This is a genomic window from Blautia massiliensis (ex Liu et al. 2021) (genome assembly GCF_052064225.1).
GTDB classification, from domain to species: domain Bacteria; phylum Bacillota; class Clostridia; order Lachnospirales; family Lachnospiraceae; genus Blautia_A; species Blautia_A fusiformis.
The window spans coordinates 85327-105044 of record NZ_JBQHWA010000003.1 but is presented as its reverse complement, the minus strand read 5'-3'; the positions used below and the strand labels follow the sequence as shown (position 1 = coordinate 105044).

Annotated in this window: 17 protein-coding genes; 3 read left to right on the top strand and 14 right to left on the bottom strand. The window is 46.0% G+C overall.

Annotated features, from left to right (window positions below):
• The first annotated feature begins 125 nt into the window (after positions 1 to 125).
• A complete protein-coding gene (locus tag ACTNDQ_RS01815; RefSeq protein WP_441063436.1) occupies positions 126 to 1004 on the top strand; it encodes an aldose 1-epimerase family protein in 879 nt (292 codons plus the stop codon).
• An 89-nt stretch (positions 1005 to 1093) separates the two neighbouring features.
• Here ACTNDQ_RS01815 and ACTNDQ_RS01810 read toward each other — a convergent pair whose 3' ends face one another.
• The 4 genes from ACTNDQ_RS01810 to ACTNDQ_RS01795 are packed head-to-tail and all read right to left on the bottom strand — an operon-like array spanning position 1094 to position 6320.
• Positions 1094 to 3274 (bottom strand): alpha-galactosidase, encoded by a 2181-nt coding sequence (locus tag ACTNDQ_RS01810; RefSeq protein ID WP_302690743.1) that lies wholly within the window; start codon positions 3272 to 3274, stop codon positions 1094 to 1096.
• Between the two features lie 27 nt (positions 3275 to 3301).
• Positions 3302 to 4144: a carbohydrate ABC transporter permease gene (locus ACTNDQ_RS01805; RefSeq protein ID WP_441063434.1), complete on the bottom strand. Its 843-nt coding sequence runs from the start codon at positions 4142 to 4144 to the stop codon at positions 3302 to 3304.
• Positions 4144 to 5022, bottom strand: coding sequence for a carbohydrate ABC transporter permease (locus ACTNDQ_RS01800; RefSeq protein WP_114001452.1), 879 nt, complete (start codon positions 5020 to 5022; stop codon positions 4144 to 4146). Before ACTNDQ_RS01800 ends, ACTNDQ_RS01805 begins: the two co-directional genes overlap by 1 nt.
• A 2-nt stretch (positions 5023 to 5024) precedes the next feature.
• Complete coding sequence (locus ACTNDQ_RS01795; protein ID WP_441063431.1) at positions 5025 to 6320, bottom strand: ABC transporter substrate-binding protein; 1296 nt, start codon at positions 6318 to 6320, stop codon at positions 5025 to 5027.
• Positions 6321 to 6781: 461 nt separating this feature from the next.
• On the opposite strand from ACTNDQ_RS01795, the gene ACTNDQ_RS01790 reads away from it, so the two are divergent.
• Positions 6782 to 7654: an AraC family transcriptional regulator gene (locus ACTNDQ_RS01790; RefSeq protein ID WP_173762106.1), complete on the top strand. Its 873-nt coding sequence runs from the start codon at positions 6782 to 6784 to the stop codon at positions 7652 to 7654.
• 31 nt (positions 7655 to 7685) lie between these two features.
• On the opposite strand, the gene ACTNDQ_RS01785 is transcribed toward ACTNDQ_RS01790, so the two are convergent.
• The 8 genes from ACTNDQ_RS01785 to ACTNDQ_RS01750 all read right to left on the bottom strand — a co-directional run bounded on the left by ACTNDQ_RS01785 (position 7686) and on the right by ACTNDQ_RS01750 (position 17998).
• Positions 7686 to 9080, bottom strand: coding sequence for a glycine--tRNA ligase (locus ACTNDQ_RS01785; protein WP_092069375.1), 1395 nt, complete (start codon positions 9078 to 9080; stop codon positions 7686 to 7688).
• Between the two features lie 193 nt (positions 9081 to 9273).
• On the bottom strand, positions 9274 to 10032 hold the full coding sequence (gene recO / locus ACTNDQ_RS01780; protein ID WP_279201119.1) for a DNA repair protein RecO: 759 nt from the start codon (positions 10030 to 10032) through the stop codon (positions 9274 to 9276).
• A 2-nt stretch (positions 10033 to 10034) separates the two neighbouring features.
• On the bottom strand, positions 10035 to 10943 hold the full coding sequence (gene era, locus ACTNDQ_RS01775; protein WP_279201117.1) for a GTPase Era: 909 nt from the start codon (positions 10941 to 10943) through the stop codon (positions 10035 to 10037).
• A gap of 68 nt (positions 10944 to 11011) precedes the next feature.
• Positions 11012 to 13933, bottom strand: a complete 2922-nt coding sequence (locus tag ACTNDQ_RS01770; protein ID WP_441063426.1) for an insulinase family protein — start codon at positions 13931 to 13933, stop codon at positions 11012 to 11014.
• 141 nt (positions 13934 to 14074) lie between these two features.
• A complete protein-coding gene (locus tag ACTNDQ_RS01765; RefSeq protein ID WP_279198808.1) occupies positions 14075 to 14653 on the bottom strand; it encodes a DUF6553 family protein in 579 nt (192 codons plus the stop codon).
• A gap of 57 nt (positions 14654 to 14710) precedes the next feature.
• Positions 14711 to 15304 (bottom strand): DUF5662 family protein, encoded by a 594-nt coding sequence (locus ACTNDQ_RS01760; RefSeq protein WP_021977109.1) that lies wholly within the window; start codon positions 15302 to 15304, stop codon positions 14711 to 14713.
• On the bottom strand, positions 15255 to 17180 hold the full coding sequence (locus ACTNDQ_RS01755; RefSeq protein ID WP_441063424.1) for a Type II secretory pathway, pullulanase PulA and related glycosidase: 1926 nt from the start codon (positions 17178 to 17180) through the stop codon (positions 15255 to 15257). The genes ACTNDQ_RS01760 and ACTNDQ_RS01755 overlap by 50 nt, the downstream gene beginning before the upstream one ends.
• A gap of 62 nt (positions 17181 to 17242) precedes the next feature.
• The gene (locus ACTNDQ_RS01750) at positions 17243 to 17998 is read right to left on the bottom strand and encodes an exodeoxyribonuclease III (RefSeq protein ID WP_178004229.1); all 756 of its coding nucleotides are present in this window, start codon (positions 17996 to 17998) and stop codon (positions 17243 to 17245) included.
• A 200-nt stretch (positions 17999 to 18198) separates the two neighbouring features.
• On the opposite strand from ACTNDQ_RS01750, the gene ACTNDQ_RS01745 reads away from it, so the two are divergent.
• Positions 18199 to 18573, top strand: coding sequence for a DUF1292 domain-containing protein (locus ACTNDQ_RS01745; RefSeq protein WP_279198811.1), 375 nt, complete (start codon positions 18199 to 18201; stop codon positions 18571 to 18573).
• Between the two features lie 94 nt (positions 18574 to 18667).
• Here the strand turns inward: ACTNDQ_RS01745 and ACTNDQ_RS01740 are convergent, their stop codons facing one another.
• Both ACTNDQ_RS01740 and nrdG read right to left on the bottom strand, forming a co-directional pair.
• Complete coding sequence (locus ACTNDQ_RS01740) at positions 18668 to 19180, bottom strand: deoxyuridine 5'-triphosphate nucleotidohydrolase (RefSeq protein WP_015525804.1); 513 nt, start codon at positions 19178 to 19180, stop codon at positions 18668 to 18670.
• A 43-nt stretch (positions 19181 to 19223) separates the two neighbouring features.
• Positions 19224 to 19715 carry an anaerobic ribonucleoside-triphosphate reductase activating protein gene (nrdG, locus tag ACTNDQ_RS01735; protein ID WP_044961222.1) on the bottom strand — a complete coding sequence of 164 codons (492 nt, stop codon included), beginning with the start codon at positions 19713 to 19715 and terminating at the stop codon, positions 19224 to 19226.
• Positions 19716 to 19718 lie beyond the last annotated feature (3 nt).

The following is a 19718-nucleotide window of genomic DNA, read 5'->3' as shown; positions in this document are numbered from 1 at the left end:
TCCAGTTATATTTTTCACAGATTGTATTTTTCTCGTTATCATCTGAAAAATGTGCTAAAATAGAAAAAAACATGCAGCAATTCCGAGGTAATATTACCCGAATGCTGTCATACAGGAGGTTTATCATGACACGAACGATTGAAAACAGCTTTCTTAAGATTTCCGTTTCCGATCACGGTGCTGAACTCACCGGCATCTATGACAAGACTAATGACAGGGAGATCCTCTGGCAGGCAGATCCGGCTTACTGGAAACGCCATGCACCTGTACTTTTTCCCAACGTGGGACGTAACTACAAAGATATCTGGCGTCTGAACGGAAAGGAATATCCTTCCAGCCAGCACGGCTTTGCAAGGGACAGCGATTTTATCTGCACGGATATCACCGATACTTCCCTTTCCTTTGTCCTTAAGTCCTCTGAAGAAACCTTGAATGTTTATCCGTTTGCTTTCGCTCTGAAGATCACCTACACTCTGAAGAAGCACGACCTGGAAGTATGCTGGGAAGTAGTTAATAATGATTCTGAAACTATGTATTTTACCATCGGCGGCCATCCGGCATTCCGTGTTCCGGTACGTGAAGGCGAATCCCAGAGTGATTACCGTCTTGCTTTTGAAGGCCTGGACGCTCTTACCTATCTCCTTATCGATACGTCTGTAGGAACAGTCCTTGCTGACGAGCCACATACACTTTCCCTTGAAAACGGAACCTGTTCCATTGCTCCTCACATGTTTGATAAAGACGCTCTTGTTTTTGATAACGGCCAGATCCAAAAGGCCGGTATCCTCTTCCCGGACGGAACTCCATATCTGACACTTACCAGTGAGGGCTTCCCGAATTTCGGTATCTGGTCCGTACCCGGTGCTCCCTTCGTATGCCTGGAGCCGTGGATGGGACGCTGTGATGACTGTGGTTTTGAAAAGCCTCTTTCCAAAAAAGCAAATATCAATGTGCTGAAACCGGATGAGGAATTTATCAAGAGCTATCAGATCACCGTACACTGAGCTATGATAAAAAAGATCCGCCATACATCGGCTTTTTCAGCTGTCTGTATGACGGATCCTTTTATTTATCTTACTGTCTCAATACGCTCTTATTCTCTCACAAAATGATACTGATAAGCTCTGTACTCCCCAAACTCTGCAGGAAGCGGCATTCCACCATGCATCAGAGCAGCTCCGGAATAGATCCTGCCGGTAGTCTGTTCCTTATAAAGTGCACTCTCATCAAGGCCGCGAAGCTGCACATAATTCACAGTCATATTTCCATGGATCTCCTCCATGACAACATTGAGCAGAACTTCTTCCTGAGAATTTCCAACGATCTCCCATGCACAGACCTCACTCTTAAACGGATCTGTCAGGCGATAGTACCGTCCGTTCTGGATCAGTGGCGCATATTTACGGAATTCCCCGATCTGGCTGCGGACCTCGTCTTTTTCTTCCTCAGTCAACTTCAGAAGATCCAGCTCGTAGCCGAAGGTTCCGGACATTGCAACCACACCTCTGGTATGTAACGGGGTGATCCTTCCTGTCTGATGGTTCGGCACTGCAGACACATGTGCTCCCATGGCCGATACCGGATATCCGAAGGAAGTGCCATACTGGATCCGAAGCCTGTCAATAGCATCAGAGTTGTCGCTGCACCAGATCTGCGGTGTGTAATACAGCATGCCTGCGTCAAATCTTCCACCACCGCCGCTGCAGCCCTCGATCAGAAGATCCGGATAACGGTTCACCATACGGTCCAGAAAATCGTACAATCCCAGGACATAATCATACATTACACGTCCCTGATCCTTTGTCATTACGGAAAATACATCCATCAGGCTTCGATTCATGTCCCATTTAACGTACTCAATATTGGCATTATCCAATACCGCACTGATCTGTCCAAAAATTCCGTCTACAACTTCTTTTCTGGAAAAATCAAGTACCAGCTGATTTCTGGATCTCACTGGATTTCTTCCCGGAATCATAAGTGCCCAGTCCGGATGCTCGCGGTAAAGATCACTGTCCTCAGAGATCATCTCCGGCTCAATCCAGATACCGAATTTCACTCCGAGGTCATTGACTCTTTTTACCAGTCCGCCGAGAGTCTCTCCAAGCTTCTTCTCATTGACATACCAGTCCCCAAGACCACTGTTGTCATCGTCACGTTTTCCAAACCAGCCGTCATCCAGAACCAGCATATCGATACCAAGGCTCCTTGCCTCTTTTGCCAGATTATATAAAGTCTCCCCTGTAAAATCAAAATATGCTGCCTCCCAGCTGTTTACCAGCACCGGACGAACCTCTGTCTTATATTTACCACGGCAGATATGATGACGGATGCAGCTGTGCAGATTCTGGGAAAGACGGTTCATTCCCTGATCTGTGTAGCTTAAGATCACCTCAGGTGCATAGAAGGTCTCCCCAGCTTCCAGCGGATACCGGAAGCACTCCTCCTGTACACCAAGGAGCATTCTTGTCTGATTGTACTGATCTTTAAGAACCTCACCCTGGAAATTTCCACTGTATACAAAGGACATAGCATAGCAGCCTCCATGATCCTCTGTTGTGTCCTTCTCTGCCAGGATCATCATCGGATTATACTGATGGCTGGATGTGCCACGGACACTGCCGATCATCTGACTTCCATGAGCCACCGGTACTCTCTGCAGATTCCGCTCCATGGCATGTCTTCCGTAAAAAGTAAGCAGGTCATAATCTCCGTAAAGAAAATCCAGTTCTGCGGACATCACCTTGTTCACATAGATCTTCTCACTGCTCTGATTGCGGATATAGACGCTTCTTGTAATGATATCCAGTTCCGGAAGTACACCGTAAAGAAGCATGGCCTCCACGCCGGTAGCCGGATCCTCCAGTACGATCTCCAGAGTCTGTGCCTCATCATTATCTGCATAAACCGCCGGAAGCCCCGGAAGGCTGTATTTACCGTCACGGATAGTATAGTTCTTGTAACGCATATCACAGCTCATGCTTCCGTCACCGTTTTCCAGCATCAGTGATGCACTGCGGAAATCTCCGTTTCCGTAGCAGGAAAGCTCCTGTGGAAGAGAGTCCATGGAATAGGTTCTGTCTGTTCCCGCATCATAGGGATTTCCGGAAAATCCTCTGTCATAGTAGGTCAGAAGATAATCCATGCAGCCTTCTGCCTTTTTACCATAATAGAGATGAAGAAGAAATCCGTACTGATCCACCTGCATCTGATATGTAGTTTCTTTTGTCTGCAGGGTAAACGTTCTGTCTTTCTCGCAGTAGATGATTCCCATATGTGAATCCTCCTTTTTCTTGTGTTTTTATTTTACGGCACCGTTTACAACACCATTTAAAATGTGCTTCTGGCAGATCAGATAAAACAGAAGGATCGGAAGCAGTGCCAGCAGATAAGAGGCAAACGCAAGGTTATAGTTTGTTCCGAACTGAGTCTGGAAATTCAGCTGTGCCAGAGGCAATGTGGTTCCACCTGTAGATCCGGACATGATAACCAGTGGAGTCATAACGTCATTCCAGGTTCCAAGTGCTGTCAGAACTGCCACTGTGGCATGCATCGGCTTCATGATCGGAAAGATGATCTTCCAATATGTTTTCCAGGTGCTGGCTCCATCCACACAGGCAGCCTCCTCAAGGGCCATTGGAATGTTTGTCAGATATCCGGAATAAAGAAGCACGTTCATAGGCATATAAAATACCGTATAAAGAATGATCACACCGACTTTGTTATCAAGGCCCATCTCAGCAGTCTGCTTTACAAGCGGCATCATCAGGATAGCAAACGGAACAAACATACCGCTCACTACATAGAGATAGATAAATTTATAAAATTTACTTCTCTTGTTTCTGGCTATAGCATAACCTAAAAGTGAATGAATTACAATAGCAAGAACCACTGTGATCACAGTGATCAATACACTGTTTCCAAGAGAATGCCAGAAGTCTGTTACCTCCATAGCTTCCCTGAAATTGGCAAGACTGAATTTCTCTGGCAGAGACAGGATCCCGGCTACACTGTTGGTCATCTCTGTCGGCTGCTTGAATGCGATCACAATTGTCATATAAAGCGGAAATACCACTGTGATAAGGCCAAGGACCAGAAGGATCGTTACCGGCCAGTTCGCTTTTTCTCTTACTTTCGTTTTCATTACAGCTGCTCCTCCTTTTTCCCTGTGATAGTCAACTGCATTGCAGAAATGATCACGATCACAATAAAGAATATAACCGCATTGGCACTCTGGAATCCAAACTGACCGCCACTCATACCATTGTTATAGATCAGATAGGAAATGGATTCTGTACTCTGTGCAGGACCACCCTTTGTCAAAGCCATGATCTGATCAAATACCATCAGGAAGTTTTTCACACAGAGAACCATGTTGATGCTGAAAAACGGAACGATCAGCGGGAATGTCAGGTAACGGAACTTACTGAATCCGGTAGCACCATCAATAGCGCCTGCCTCGTATACATCCTCCGGCACTGTCTGAAGACCGGAAATGTAGATGATCGTATTCATTGCAATGGACTGCCATGCACACACGATCACGATGGCAACCCATGCCAGGCTCGTACTGGAAAGCATGCTGGAAGACAATGTTTTATTTCCGATCATCTTTCCGAATGCAGGCAGGATATATGTAAAGAAATAATTGAAAATATATCCTACGACCAGTGCGCCAAGTACATTAGGAATAAAATAAGCTCCACGCAGTGCACTCTTGAAACGGATCTTGCTGTTCAGTCCAAGTGCCAGGATCAAGCTGAGTACATTCGTTACGATAGTTGCCACGATGGCCAGCTTAAAGGTAAACAGATAGGAACCGCCAACACGGCTGTCTGTAAAAAGATCCTTATAGTTTCGAAGTCCTACCCAGTCATAGCTTCCATAGCCTTTAAAGTTCGTAAAGCTGTAGATCACACCCTTGATCAGAGGCAGTGTGTTAAAGCAGAAAAATAATGCCACGATCGGAATGGTGATCAGAAGAAAGGTCAGCTTTCTTCCACTCATAGATTTTTTTCCCATGATCAGTTCTCTCCTTCCCCGTTCTTCTCCTCATAGTCCTGTACTTTACGGATAATGTCACGGTTATATCTTGTCCAGTCTGTATCAAATTTTTTCAGGAATGCATCTTTATCCTTTTTCATCAGGAAGGTCTGGATCTGTGCATCCACAGCCATCTCTGTAGGATAATAATGATCCTGGTAGTCGGCCATCCTTCCCTCTTCTATGTATTCCTTCATACCATCCAGAGTAGAGGGAAGTGTGAAATCACCCTCTTTACAGGGAACTGCCTTCTGGTCATCCAGATATGTCTGTACATTCTCATCCTCAAGAAGGAAATCCAGCACTTCATATGCAGCTTCCTTATTCTCACAGTCATCCATCACACAGAACTGAAGGTCAACTCCGGAATTCAGTTTGTTTTCTGACGGATCATTGCTTGCCGGTGTTACAAAAGAATCAATATCCATATCCGGATTTACACTCTGGATCTGCGGGATCGCATAGCTTCCGATGGGATACATGGCAGCCTCCCCTTTTGCAAAAGCGGTGCAGGCTCCATTGTAATCATAGGCAAAGGGATCATCCGGTCCATACTGGATAAGCTCCAGCATACGGTCTGCTACTTCCTTATACTCTTTTGCAAAAGTAGTGTTTCCCTGGTTTACCTGGCGGCATACATCGGCTGGTGCAAGATCTACCGCAATAGAATTCCACGGTGCAAGACAGGTCCAGGTATCTTTAAATCCGAAATAAAGCGGCTGGATACCTGCATCCTGAATTTCCTGGCAAAGGTTCATAAATTCATCCCATGTAGTCGGGATCTGCCAGCCATGCTCCTTGAAAAGCTCACGATTGTAAAGGATTCCGGCGGCATTGGCCACGTAAGGAACCGCATAGACTCCGTCTTCCGGAACGAATTCCAGCGCTTTATCAATTTCTTTATATGCATCTTTGATCGAATCCAGTCCCTGATAATCGGAAATATCCATCAGCATATCAGAATCAATAAAATTGGAAAAGTTAACATCGCCTCCGATTCCAATGATATCCGGATTATCCTCACGGATAAATCTTGTCTTCAATACAGTCATAGCATCGTTTGGTGATTCGATGGTAAGATGGATATCATCATGAGTGGCATTGAATTTTTCTTCCAGTTTTTCAAATGCCTTAACCGCTTCCGGTTTATACTGCACAAGTTCGATCTCTGTCTTTCCGCTGTCCTTTTTACCTGTGCCGCATCCGCTCAATGTAACGGAAGCTGCCATGGTAAAGGCAAGTCCCATACAGAGGATCCATTTACTTCTGTTGCGCATCTTGTAATGCTCCTTCCTTTTCCTTTTATTTGATAAGTTGGATATCACCCATTTAACTGATATGGCTATCCGGGTTCTCCAATACTTATTCTCTGGTTTCTTTTTTCTGAAATCTATTTTAACATAGCTTTATGCTTGCATAAATAGCAGCGTTTTTCTTGTTTTATATCAAAATGCAATTTTTCTCTGTCTTCATCAAAGTCCTCTAGCATTTTGATATATTTTACACCTATATCACTACTTTTATCTAAAATTAGTATATTCCGGATTTATCGAAAATCAACAAGTTTCTCGAGAAACTTAATTTTCTCACAAAGTTTTATCGATTATCCTTCTCTTTTTTGTATATTTTACAGGCTGTTTTTGTAATTGCATTTTTATACATATGTTGAAGTTCCCTGCTGTTTTAATATATAATGTTACTGAAACCAGACAAAATCATACGCCTAAAGGATAAAAATATGAATGACCTTCTCTTCTCCGTTTTTCCAAATGAAAACTTTGTTGATATCGGACTATACCAATACGGCTGGGAGCACTGCGCTCCGGCACATTCATTCGGCCCGGCCGCACGAAACCATTATATTTTTCATTATGTGATCTCCGGTACCGGAACTCTGATGGCAGACAATTCCGCAGGAGAGACCATCACCTATCAGGTAAAAAGCGGCCAGGGTTTCATGCTTTTTCCCGGTCAGATCAACACCTACATTGCAGATACCGACTTTCCATGGGAGTACACCTGGGTGGAATTTGACGGGCTCCGGGCAAAAGAGATCGTGGAAACTGCAGGTTTAAGTCCGGACCATCCGGTCTATCACAGCCACTCTGCAGATCTCCGCCAGAAAATGATGGAGGAAATGCTTTATATCAGCCATAATTCCCAGGAATCACCCTTTCATCTTATCGGACATACCTGGCTTTTTCTGGATTACTTTATGCGCTCTACTGAAACTGTCCGCATGAAACAGGATGGAAGTATCCGTGATTTTTATATCAAGGAGGCGCTCTCTTTTATTGAACAGAATTTCCAGAATGATATTTCCATTGAGGATATCGCAGCCTGCTGCGGCCTGAACCGAAGCTACTTCGGTAAGATCTTCCACGACACCATCGGACGTTCTCCCCAGGAATTCCTGATCAGCTATCGCATGACCAAAGCTGCAGAACTTCTTAAGATCACAGCCCTGTCTATCGCAGATATCGGAAATGCAGTCGGATATCCCAATCAGCTGCATTTTTCCCGGGCTTTCAAAAATGTATACGGAATGTCGCCAAGAAACTGGCGGATGAAAAACAGACTTGTTGAAAAAAAGCCTCCGGCCAGAAAATAGCCGGAGGTTTTTTATTAAAAAATGTATTTACTTAAAATGTAAATTTATCAGCAAAGTATGCATCAAGCTCATCGATCTTCACACGTACCTGCTCCATAGTGTCACGGTCACGGACTGTAACTGCACCGTCATTCTCAGACTCGAAGTCATAAGTGATACAGAACGGAGTACCGATCTCATCCTGTCTGCGGTAACGTTTACCGATATTTCCACGGTCATCGTACTCACAGTTGTACTTCTTGGAAAGCTGCTGGTAGATCTTCTCAGCACCCTCGTTAAGCTTCTTGGAAAGCGGAAGCACACCGATCTTAACCGGTGCAAGTACCGGATGGAAATGAAGGACTGTACGGACATCGTTCTTCTCTTCATCCAGAACTTCCTCATCGTAAGCGCTGCAGAGGAAAGCAAGTACCATACGGTCTGCTCCAAGTGATGGCTCGATAACGTATGGGATATATTTCTGTTTCTTCTCATCATCAAAGTATGTGAGATCCTGGCCGGATACATTCTGATGCTGTGTCAGGTCATAATCTGTTCTGTCAGCGATTCCCCAGAGCTCACCCCATCCGAATGGGAAAAGGAATTCCACATCTGTGGTAGCCTTGCTGTAGAAGCTCAGCTCTTCCTTATCATGGTCACGGTAACGAACCTCATCATCCTTAAGTCCGAGAGCACTCAGCCAGTCAAGGCAGAACTTCTTCCAGTATGCAAACCACTCAAGATCTGTATCCGGCTCGCAGAAGAACTCAAGCTCCATCTGCTCGAACTCACGGGTACGGAATGTGAAGTTACCCGGTGTGATCTCGTTACGGAAGGATTTACCGATCTGGCCGATACCAAACGGGATCTTTTTACGGGATGTTCTCTGTACGTTCTTGAAGTTTACAAAAATACCCTGTGCAGTCTCCGGTCTTAAATATACAGTATTCTTGGCATCTTCGGTAACACCCTGGAATGTCTTGAACATCAGGTTGAACTGACGGATATCTGTGAAGTTGTGTTTACCACAGCTCGGACATCCTACCTCGTGTTCTTTGATGAAGTCCATCATCTTCTCCTGGGACCATGCATCTACGCTTCCCTCAATGGCAATGTCATGCTCTGCACAAAAGTCCTCAATGAGCTTATCTGCACGGAAACGCTCGTGGCACTCTTTACAGTCCATAAGAGGATCAGAAAATCCGCCAAGATGTCCGGAAGCGATCCATGTCTGCGGGTTCATAAGGATTGCACAGTCAACACCTACATTGTACGGAGACTCCTGAATGAATTTCTGCCACCATGCACGTTTTACGTTATTTTTAAGCTCTACACCGAGATTTCCATAATCCCATGTGTTTGCCAGGCCGCCGTAGATCTCGGAACCCGGGTAAACAAATCCTCTGGCTTTTGCAAGAGCTACGATCTTTTCCATTGTCTTTTCCATGATTTCTCTCCTCTTGACTTGCAGCTGTTCCGCCAAATGCGTCCGGAAAGCTCCGGAAAAAGCTGCTTTTTTACATTTTTGGTCTTATTATACTAGTATCCTCATGATTTTTCAAGGATATTTCCATTTGCATTGCATCCTGTCCTGCTTTTGAAAAATAAATCGTTACGGTTATTCCGCAGCCGGCAGTGATCTATCTCATCAATTCCAGGATCTCCAGACTTTTAAACCGCTTGTCTGTATTCAGCTCCGTATACCGGTAAATGTGGCGTTCCAGTTCCCGCAGCACATCATTCCGCACTGTAAACGTATACAGCTTTGCCAGGGGGGACACGGCTATGTAGCGCATGGCATACAGGGCAGCCGCTGAGATCCGTTTCCTGTCCATGGCCATCCTGTTGCAGTCCGCACACAGGATCCCATGCTCGTCCTGGGAGAAAAAAAGTTCTCCGGTTTCTTCCTCCGTAAGCTCTCTCCCGCAGCCCGCACACTGGAACAGCTGCGGCATCACGCCCTGGATCACCATAGTCCGCAGTTCATAGATACAGCGCACCAGCCGGTCTTCTATATGAGGATTCAAAATGGCTTTGATGGTCACATAGAGAAGATTCATCATCTCCTTCTCATCCGTTCCCTCTTTGCCAAAATAATCTGCCAGCTCCAGAAAATAATATCCATAGTAAACCCCCGGCTGCCGGGTGGCCAGCTCCACAAAATGATGCTGCACGCTGACCTGGTTCAGATTATAGCTTGTCCTTCCCTCATAAAGAGTAAAGCTTCCGAATACAAACGGGTTAGCTGCTGCCATGAACGGACTGTTCTGCCGTCTCGCTCCCTTGGCAAAAGCGGAGATCTTCCCCCTCTCTCTTGTGAGAAGGACGATCCGCTTGTCATAATCCCCTACCGGCATGGCAGAAAGTACCACTCCCTGTACGGTAATCAGATCACTCATTTTCAGATTTCTTTCTTATCATATCCAAAGTTCTTGATCAGGAAATCACTGTCTCTCCAGTTCTTAGTCACCTTGACCCAGAGCTTTAGGTTTACCTTTGCTTCCAGCATACGCTCCAGCTCATAGCGGGCATTGCTTCCGATCTTTTTCAGCATGGCACCCTGTTTTCCGATGATGATGCCTTTGTGGGAATTACGCTCGCAGATGATGGTCGCATCAATATCTATGATGTTGCTTCTTCCCGGACGTTTCTTCATCAGGTCGATGGCAACGGCGATTCCGTGAGGGATCTCCTCATCCAGTGCATGCAGAGCCTTCTCACGGATGATCTCTGCGGCGATCTGGCGCTGAGGCTGGTCGGTAACTGTATCCTCATCATAGAACATCGGTCCGTACGGAAGATATTTGAAAATACTTGGAATGATATCCTGTGTGTTTTTTCCGCGGAGGGCAGAGCAGGGAATGATCTCTGCAAAATCACAGATCTTACGGTAGGTATCGATTGCAGGAAGAAGCTCTTCTTTTTTTACCGTATCGATCTTGTTGATGATGAGAATCACAGGAACTCCAACCTTCTGCAGCTGCTCGGCAATGTGGCGCTCTCCCGCACCTACGAATGTGGATGGCTCCACCAGCCACATAATGGCATCTACTTCCTTCAGGGTTCTCTCCGCAACCTGTACCATGTATTCTCCAAGCTTGTTTTTTGCCTTGTGGATACCCGGTGTGTCCAAAAATACGATCTGTCCCTCATCACAGGTATACACGGTCTGTATCTTGTTTCTGGTTGTCTGTGGCTTGTTTGATGTGATGGCGATCTTCTGTCCGATAAGATGGTTCATCAGCGTGGATTTTCCAACATTCGGTCTTCCGATGATCGCAACAAAGCCTGATCTAAAATTATTATCCATTCTTTATCCTCTCATAATCCTTTCACAGCCTGCTATCCCATTTAACGGACAGCAGGCTTTGTTTCTCCTCAGCCGATCAGTGGCTTCACTTCCATGAATACATCTTCCGCCTTCTCTATTGCAGTCTCACTTCCTACTACGCAGATCTGATCATCGGAAAGTACTGCTTCTACAAGAGCTGCCAGTTTCTGGATATCCTCCTTCTGCGCTCCGAGGATCTGATTTCTTTCCTTCTGGAGCATATCCTCTGTAACATTGGAGAAATATGCGGTTTTTGAGATACTTCCCTGCATCTGCGGAGTTCTCGGCACATCCTTGTTGCTGATCGTTCCGATGATATATTTTGTCATCTCACGCTCGTCTGCCTCAAAGGCACGGATATAATCCGGCACTCCCTGGTATACTTCCAGGGTTCTCTTTAGATGGGGATCACGGTAGGATACCAGGAAGCTCTCTCCGTTTCTCTTAAAGCCGCTCATGCAGCCATACGCTCCACCCTTTACACGAAGGTTGATCCAGAGATAATCGTAGCTTAAGATCACTTTCAGGATCTCCAGTGCACCGGTATACTCCAGGCCTTTTTTGCGGAAGTTTCCGTTCTGTGCCACATACTGGACCTGGCCGGAGGTCTTGAAGGCTTCGTTTTTCTTTATGCAGGGGGCCTGCTTCACAGGCTCCGGCTTCTGTCCGTTAAACATGACTTTTTTGATCCCGGCAGCCTGTGCTTTTACTACATCCAGAGATTCTCTCTCTCCGGTATAGCTTACACAGAAATTCTCCGGACGAAGGACCTCTTCCATCACCTTACGGAGATTTTTCACGATCTCATCCTTGCAGCTGTCAAAATCCTTCTCCAGTTTTTCGATAAACTGATAATATCCGATTCCTGCCATCTCATCCTGGAATGCCGCCATCGGAGATGCGTAGGAAGCACCACGGAGAACGGCGGTGGAATGGCCTGCACTTGCAAGGCTGGCCTGGGCTCTGGATCTCACTCTGGCAATGATCTCGTAGAGACGTTTGGTGTCATCCAGCTTCGAAGTTGTAAGAACCTCCCGAATCATGGAAAACATGAAATCCATCTCCGGATATAACGCTTTTCCTCTTACGGCAAACATGGCACGGAATGCATCGGTATCCTGGGCATCATCAAAAACCTCTATCCCATAGGCAATACCGCCGGTTCTCGCATTCACTTCATTAAACAGCTCGCCATACGTGTAATTCTCCGTATCCACTGCACCAAGCACAGATTTCAGAAGTCCCAGATAATGGACTGTATCAACATCAAAGTCATGGATCTCAAAAAGAAGATCCGCATAACCGATACCATTGGTGCACACATCATGATACAGAAACAAGCTGTTCTCCACATGGTGCTCCTCGTTTGTCAGCCCTGTGATCTCTTTTTTGATGTCTTCTCTGGAGAGCATGGGGATGCAGGTCAGCGCTTCCGGAGCTTCCTCCGCTTCCTGATAAGCCTCCAGCGCTTTGGTATTCTCTACCATCCGGGTAAGCTCTTCATCAGAAAGGCTCTTTCTGTAATTCTCCAGCTTTTCTTCCAGTTCCTTATCCCTCTTTGCTGCAAGGCCCTTCTCCGGTACCAGGGAAAGGACCGCACCATGGGTGTTGTCCAGAAGATATTTCCGGATCAGCTCCTCAAAATATCCCTCTTCCAGGGCTTTCTTAAGGAACTCAAAGCCCTCCAGAAGCTGCACCTCACAGAACGGCTTCGTATCATCATAAAGCCAGCTGCTTAAAATATCCAGGCCATACATCAGCCCCTTCGGATAGGAAGAAAAATCTGCTTCGCGGAAACGGAATTCATAGTAATTGATCCCGGCTGTTACTGCCTTTTTATCAATTCCATCCTCTGCAATCTTTGTGAGAGTGTCGCGGATCACCTTTATGAATTCCTCTTTCCGACTTAAGTTTGCTCCCTTTGCCACAATGGAGAAATAGGTCTGCTTGATACCGTCCTCAAAGGAGCCGTAGATATCTTTGCCGATCTTTGCATCCAGAAGTGCCTGCTTCAGTGGTGCACCCGGTGCGCTTAAGAGAGCATAATCCAAAACCTCGAAAGCAAGACTCAGGTTGATATCTGCCGCTTCACCCACAACCATATTGTAGGAAAGATAGGTGTTATCCTCTTCTCCCTCATCCTCTGATACCGGATAAGACTTCTGGATGTCCTTTACCCGAGCAAAGGCTTCCTGATCCCGGATCTCGGAATCAATGACAAGAGAATCAAAGGCAGACAGATAATGGCTGTCAAGAAATTCCAGCTTCTCCTCCATATCCATGTTTCCGTAGAGATAGATAAAGCTGTTGGACGGATGATAGTACTGTCTGTGGAAATCCAGAAATTCCTCATAGCTGAGATCCGGAATATTTACAGGATCTCCGCCGGACTCACAGCCATAGGTTGTATCCGGGAACAGCGAATTCATGATCTCTCTCTCCAGAACATCATCCGGTGAGGAAAAAGCACCCTTCATTTCATTGTAAACGACACCGTTGTATTTCAGCGGGCCTTCTTTTTTCTCCAGATGGTAGTTCCAGCCTTCCTGACGGAAGATCTCTTCTTTTTTGTAAATATTCGGATAAAATACCGCATCCAGATATACATGCATCAGATTCTGGAAATCCCGGTCATTACAGCTTGCTACCGGGTAGCAGGTCTTATCCGGATAGGTCATGGCATTAAGGAAGGTATTAAGAGAACCTTTTACCAGCTCCACAAAAGGATCCTTAAGCGGAAATTCCCTGGAGCCGCACAGTACGCTGTGTTCCAATATATGAGCAACACCTGTGCTGTTTTTCGGCGGTGTACGGAATGCAATGTTAAAAACCTTATTCTCATCACTATTCTCGATGAGCATCACTCTGGCTCCTGTTTTTTTGTGTCTCAGAAGCCATCCTTTTGAATGAATATCCTGAAGCTCCTCTTCCTTCAGGACTTCATATGCGTTCAGATGATTGGGATTCATAAAATAGTAACCTCCTGAATGTTTCTCTTCACACCCGACATGGATCTTCGTTCAAAAAATCTCAGAATATTTTATCGGATGCATGGCAACAAAAGGCTGCCTGAGTAGTCAGACAGCCTGAAACGGAAGCTCTCCGGCCTCCTAAATGTTTCCTTCGTTGGGATAATACTGCCTGTAGATCTCTCTGGCAGCTCTTGTGATGATTCCAAGCTCAGCTTCCATTCCAAGATTAACCGGAAGCTCCACAGCTGTTTCCCTGATGTCTCTCTGGACCTTGGCCTTCGCACTGTCCTCCTTGATGTGGATCAGGCCGAAAATCGTTGTGTTATAGGATTTATCTGTCTGACAGAGATCCATGTAGACCAGAACCAGATGACAGCATTCCCGGTAAAGAAGCTCCTCATAAAGGCCGCCCCTTTCCTGGAACTCCTGAAATTTCAGCTTCTTAAGATACTTGCCTATCTCTTTCTTCGCACTTCTTGTACCAAAGAATCTGGAAGCGGAATTCCGGTTAAACTCCATGGTCATCCAGAGACCGAGATAACCGTCTGCCCTGGTATCACCAGTCTCAGCTTTATCGCTGTAACGGATCTCCCAGAGTTCCTTGCGGATCCTGTTTTCTTCCGGTTCTTCTCCTGCTGCAATGGACTGCTCCAGAAGCTTCAGACGCTCCATGGGATCTTTCTCTCTATAGTATTTCGCAATTGTTGGTGTATCCATTCATTCTTCCTCCTGATATCTGAATATTATATCAGACAACCTTCCAAAAATACACCCCTATCTGTGATTTCGAAGCTTTTTCCCGGGGCTTTTCACTTTTTTTCCGCGGTTATCACATAGATATACATTGCGGATATACCACAGGGTCTTATCCTCTCCGTATTTATCCAGGATCCGGAGAAGTCCCTCCAGTTCTTTCTTTGTCTGTGGGTGGATAAACCACAGCTTCTCCTTGCTTTTCAGAAAATACTGCAATGGTTCATGATAGGTATATTCCTCTCCCAGATAGTTTCTGGATGCACTGATCCGGTCCATGACCATTTCCGCCACATATTTTCTGGGCATTCTGGCTCCCATGATCACATGCTCACCGTCAAGGGAATAGTCTACCCAATGTTCAAAATGGTGTCTGTTTCTTCCCTTATGGTGCAGCCAGGACATGGATACGCCGGTTGCCTCACGTTCTGCGTTGTTGGGGCTTCTTGTCCCCTGATAATATTTACAGCCTACCAGAAATTCCGTCGGGGAATATTTGGACAGGTCATGAAGCAACCCCTGCTTATATAACCCGATACGAAAACAATATTTCATCACCAGAAGCTTATGCCTCGTGATGGTCCTGAAGTGCAGCCACGGGTGCCATGATCGCATCTTTCTCCGCCTCCTGTCTGCCCAGCAATACCACAATGGCGCGGGGGCCTATTTCGATTGATTTTTTATATTCTTCTTCCTCCTCCAGACAGAATCCTGTTCCGTGAAGAGAGGTATCTGCGATTTTTTTCCAGCACATGCCTTCCGGGAGATTGGGCAGAGCAAGGCTCCGGTTTTCCCAGTGGAAATTATAGCCGATGTAAATAAAATCATCCTCTGCAGCCTCCAGATCCTCTTTTTCCCTTGCATAGGCTCCGTAGTACATCATACCAAGAAGCCTGCTGGTATTCTCATAGCTCAGATACCAGGCACGTTCCCCGTGAAGAGACACATCCGGGAACCCCTTGGTCAGATAATCTACCCCTTTCAGTTCCACCGGCATATGAAGAACGGGATGGGCCTTACGAAAAGCAATGGCATCCTTTACAAATTCCCTCAGTCCCTGGTTTCTGGAAAGGCCCTTCCAGTCTGTCCAGCCGGTAGCATTATCCTGACAGTAGGCATTATTGTTTCCGCTCTGGGAATTGCCGAATTCATCACCGTGATAGATCATGGGAACACCCTGACTCAGCAGCATCATCAGAAAGGCATTTTTGATCTGGCGTTCCCTCATCTGACGGACGGAAACCTTACGGGTAGGGCCTTCCACACCGCAGTTCCAGGAATAATTATAGCTGCTTCCGTCCTGATTGCCTTCGCCATTGGCCTCGTTATGTTTATAATTGTAGCTCACCAGGTCATTCATGGTAAATCCGTCCTGGCAGACCATGTAATTGATCACTCCATGATTCTCGCTGTTATGACGGATATGCCATGCTGCAGCCTCCACCATACCTTCATCGCTTTTCAGGAAACGGCGCATATCCTGGAGAAAATTCATATTGCTCTCCGCTCCGCAACGTCTGGCCGGAAGCTTTCCTCTGTAAAAATGATCAAAATCAAAGCCCTGGAAGATCAGTTTTGCTCCGGAAAGGATTCCATCCCGAAGAAGCATCTCCCGGTTAAAGCCCTCTCCCAGCACATGAAATCCATCTACATGGTAAAAATCTCTCCAGAACTGCAAAGCTCGAAGAGCCATCAGGCTGTCTGTTTCCTCCGGAAAAAAGAATTCCATGATACAGGCAATGCCGTTCTTGTGCAGTTCCCGGATCAGATACCGAAATTCCTGCTCCGGTTCTCTGGTGCTGCAGTAAGCACTCTTCGGGCTGAAATAAAAGCCGGATGCATAGCCCCAGTAATTCACTACATTTTCCTTTCGACGGGTCTTGATGTGTTCACTGCCTTCCTTCGGTTTATTGATCGGAACCTCACAGAATTCATAGGCAGGCATCAGTTCAATGGCATTGATCCCAAGTTCTTTCCAGTAAGGGATCATCTCTGTCAGGCCAAGAAAAGTCCCCTTATGGGAAACCATCTTTCTGGCAAGCTTCGTATAACCACGGACATGAAGCTTGTACAGGATCATATTTTCATATTCTACTGCCGGTGCAGTTTCATTTTCCCAGCCGGAAACATTCTCATTAAGGAAGCGACAGCGGACCTCCTTTTCCGGATCGTAAGGTACTCCGAAATGCTCTCTCCCGTGAAGTCCGTATGCATACGAATCCTGCACGATCTCACCGTCTATTTTATAATTATATTCAAACTCCTTCAGAGAAGCACTGCACAGCTTCAGCGCCCACACACGTCCTGTATGGAAATCCTTTGGAAAAACGATCTCCACCGGTGCGGCAGCTCCTCTTTTTTTATATAAAAGCAGGGATACTTCAGAATCCTCCGATGCCTCCACTGCAAAATTATAACCGCCCTCCATTTTGTTGGCTCCAAGTATCAGCGGCTGACCTTTTTCCACTCGACCTAATCTGCGGCTTGCCAAGGCAACTCCTCCTTTTCTCTTTTTATTATTCAAATCCATGAAAATCCTTTTCGCCGGATCCGTCACAGATCAATATCCAGTTCAACCGGGCAATGATCGGATCCCATGATCTCTCCGTGGATCTTCGCATCCTGAAGCTTTTCTTTCAGGGAAGGGGAAACAAGGAAATAGTCAATACGCCAGCCGGCATTCTTCTCTCGTGCACGGAAGCGATAGGACCACCAGGAGTAAACACCCTCTTTATCCGGATAAAAATAGCGAAATGTATCAATAAAGCCGCTTTCGAGGGCTCTAGTAAAGCAGGCTCTCTCTTCATCAGTAAAGCCTGCATTTTTGCGGTTGGTCTTCGGGTTCTTGAGATCGATCTCCTGATGTGCCACATTAAGGTCGCCACAACAGATCACCGGTTTCTTCTCCTGCAGTTTTAGGAGATAAGCCAGGAAATCCTCTTCCCATTTCATACGGTATTCCAGACGGCGGAGCTCGCTCTGGGAGTTGGGAGTATATACAGTCACAAAATAATACTCTTCGAATTCCAGTGTGATGACACGTCCTTCTTTATCATGCTCCTCTATCCCGATCCCGTAAGCCGCAGACAATGGCTCCCTCTTCGTAAAAATGGCTGTACCTGAATAGCCTCTGCGGTTTGCGTAGTTCCAGTACTGATGATATCCGGGAAGTTCCAGCTTCACCTGTCCCTGCTGGCATTTCGTCTCCTGCAGACAGAAAATATCCGCATCCAACTCATGAAAGCGTTCCTCAAAGCCCTTGGTGATACAGGCCCGGATCCCATTTACATTCCAGGAAATAAATTTCATATTTTTATATTTTCTCCTCATTTTTTCGTCATATTTTTATTATATCTCACATTGTCGGATTAAGCAAAAAATATTTTGAAAGTTTTCTCAGGCTCTCAAATATTTTGTTGCTGTTCTACGTCATATCTGTTAAAATGTTCTCTATATCATGCAGAGCTGCCCTCTTATTTACAGGCAGCAGCAGAACGGAGGATTTTTTTATGAGTGATGAATTTAACAAAAGCGGATGTGCACCAAGCGACTGCGCTTCCTGCACAGCTAACTGTGAAAGCAGGGTAGATGAAGCACATCATACCATCACCCTGACTATGGATGATGATACTGAGGTAGAATGTGCCATCCTTACTATTTTCCCTGTAGAGAACAAAGAATATATCGCACTTCTCCCACTGGATGAGAACGGCCAGAATGAGACCGGTGAGGTTTATCTCTACAGCTTCTCCCGCACAGCAGACGGCGATCCTATGCTGGCAAACATTGAAGATGATGAAGAGTACGACGCTGCCGCAAATGCCTTTAACGCAATCGTGGAAAAAGCACGTGCAGACGAGGAGGCAGACGCACCTCTCAGCTAAACAGTGCATTTATCGGAAAGCAGTAACTACACAAAACAAGCCCGGAAAATCGGATGTATGTGGTCTTCACACCTCCGCCTTCCGGGCTTTTGTTTTATTTTGTGGTACTTCCGAAGCCGCCGTTTCTTACTGCATCTGCATCGTCATCCACAGTGATTCCGTATTCCACAAAGATCCCCTGCATAAAACCGGTTCCTGCCGGGATCTGGATCGTTTTATCTTCTCTTGTATCGTTAGTCAGCTTGGCAAAGATATGACCTTCGTTGTCGGAAAAGAAATAATCGCTGTCAATGATTCCCACTGTGTTATTCAACTGCAGCCGGAATTTAAATCCCAGTCCGCTTCTCGGATAACATTTCAGAACCCAGCCCTCTTCCATCTCTACACGGATACCGGTCGGTATCTTTACGATCTCACCTGGCTTCATGGTCACATCCACAGGTGCATAAAAATCATATCCTGCACTTCCGGTCGTAGCTCTCTTCGGAAGCTTCAGACTGTCGTAGATATTCCGGATCTCCTCTTCTGAATACTGTTCAAAGGTATCCTTCCAGTCCTTTGCAAACTGTTCAAAACTTACCTTGTGAAATTTCGCAATTCTTTTCATTTTTCGTTCCACTCCCAATAGGTAATTTCAAAAAAACCTCTGATCACTCCGTGTACAGAACCACACGGTTCTCACGAAGTGACGCCTGTACATCGATCACCCTCTGATTTGAGGAGCCTTTCCATTTCAGACGAACCTCTTTCTTGTCCACCTGAAATTCCCCGTCCACGCATACATCCAGATAATGGATGATCTCGTACTGCTGGATTTCTTCCCAGAGAGAACCCGTATACAGCCAGATCGTCTTATCCGGATACTTCTCTCTGATCTCTCTTGCAAGAGCTGTTACCTCAGCGATATTGGAAGGATGCAGAGGATCGCCTCCTGAAAAGGTGATCCCGCTGATATAATCCTTGTCCAGCTCTGCAAATATCTCAGCTCGCTCGCTGTCCGTAAAGGGCAGACCTCCATTCGGATCCCAGGTAATGGGATTCTGGCACTCCCGGCAGCCGTGTGAACAGCCGGCTACCCAGAGCACTACACGAAGTCCGTCTCCGTTTAACATATCGTCCTTGGTAATATTGTGGTATCTCATCAT